Source organism: Paenibacillus sp. J31P190, assembly GCF_059692075.1.
In genome coordinates this window covers 1-1,786 of the sequence record NZ_JCAUAS010000066.1, presented here as the reverse complement: position 1 = coordinate 1,786, position 1,786 = coordinate 1, and the positions used below count along the sequence as shown (strand labels likewise).

1 protein-coding gene is annotated in these 1,786 nt (G+C 43.3%); it reads right to left on the bottom strand.

Going from position 1 to position 1,786, the window contains the following annotated elements:
* Positions 1–395: 395 nt before the first annotated feature.
* Positions 396–1,667 carry an IS110 family RNA-guided transposase gene (locus tag AC58U0_RS37225; RefSeq protein WP_497383664.1) on the bottom strand — a complete coding sequence of 424 codons (1,272 nt, stop codon included), beginning with the start codon at positions 1,665–1,667 and terminating at the stop codon, positions 396–398.
* Positions 1,668–1,786: the final 119 nt, after the last annotated feature.

The window sequence follows — 1,786 nt, the reverse complement described above, 5'->3', positions numbered from 1 at the left end:
CATTCCTCCCTCAGAATGATTAGATTTTCTTACGTATGCTCGCTTGTTCGCAGGATTTCACATCCCATAAAAGTGGTGAACGATAGAATCAGATAGTGGTGGGAGTCCCTTTGATACATGAGGGCATGCGGAAACAGAGGGATAGTCATCTATTCCCATATCTTTCCATATCCTGCACACTGCTCCATGCTGCCCTCGGTGGTTCTCCCTCCCATGACTCAACGGGTCATTGTACCCTGTCATTCCATCGTTATACCTGTCCAAGGGATGGAGGCTGATCTGCTTCGTTCACGGGTCTGTGCCCTTAAGGAATGAAAATTCAGTACTCGGGTGCTTTCTTTTTCTGAAATCCTGCGAACAAGCCAATTTACGTTATTTATTAAGCTTATTTTTACTCAAGCTGCGGTTGTAGCAGTAACAACTTTCTCAGGAATGTAAGTCTGTTCTTGACGAACAATGCCTACCAGAATTCGTGCCAGCTTACCACATAGTTTTATGATTGAATGTACCTTTTTCATCTTTTTCGTTCGAGTGTAGTGATGATGGAGTGATCGAAATTCCTCATTGTTTACAACTAGGTGTAACACAGCTAAGTACAAGAACTTTCGAAGACCGGGGCGCCCTCGTTTGGTAATCCGAATTTGACCCTTATGCTTGCCAGAACTATCTTCGCCTAAATGTAACCCCGCGAGTCGGAGCACTTGTTGGCCATGGCGAAACATGCTTAAATCCCCAGTCTCAGCTAAAATACCGGCTATTGTGATTTTACCGATGCCTGGAATGGTCAATAAACTTTGAGCTTGTGGAATCTCTTTCATAAGTGAAATAGCTTCTTGTTCAAGCTGTCCCAATTCTGCTGTTAATCGTTCATACTGATCTAGCAGAAACAACAGGGAACGTTTCACTTGCTCTGGAGCGACATTCTGAGCAATGGATTGCTGCGCTTGCTCCACTAGTGCTTTAGCGAACGATATACTTGCCCTGCGTTTCATATGGGGTTTCCAACTGGCATAGATTTCTTCCGGAGAAAGGATCTTTAGTTCTGATGGTAATGGGAACAACCTAAGGGTTACTAGAGAGGTTTTACAGCTCCAATCTTTGAATACTCGATGGTACTCTGGGAACCAGATATCCAACCAGCGATGAATCTGATTCTGGATCGAGATGAACTGTTTAATGATAAACTCCCGGTCGCTCATTAAAACACGGAGTGCTTGATATTTCCCAGTTGGCAACCGCAAGGGGGAGTAATAACCATTCTTCACCATATCGGCTATAACCAGTGCATCCTTCAGATCATTTTTGGTGGGGGAATTATCTCGATTCTCCTTGTTGCTTTTAACGTGATAAGGATTAACGGTAACTACTTCAAAACGCTGTTCTAAAAGCCACCAGGCGAGGTTAAGCCAGTAATGACCTGTTGGCTCCATACCGACAATAACACTGGTCTTGTTCTGTTGATTTTGTAACGATTTAATCCAACTTAATAGTTTTTGATAACCCACATCGTCATTTTTAAACGAGCAAGGCCTGCCAAGCTCGATACCACGGTAAGTTACAGCTCGAGCTACTTGAGTCTCTTTGGCAATGTCGATACCGACAACAATGTGATTACTGGTGATACGTTCTATCCGTTGATTTTGAGCATTCTGTTGTTTGAATTTCATAGTAAAGCGTCCTCCTAGATAGTGAATTTTAGGGTTATGACCCTGTGCATAATTCCATCTTACGGGGGCGCTTCACTTTTTTCAAAGCGGAAAATTAACGCTCTACAGGAATGCTTCGT

What these genes read in the sequence shown, in the direction of transcription:
- AC58U0_RS37225 (WP_497383664.1), bottom strand. Translation starts at nt 1,667, where the DNA reads ATGAAATTCAAACAACAGAATGCTCAAAATCAACGGATAGAACGTATC.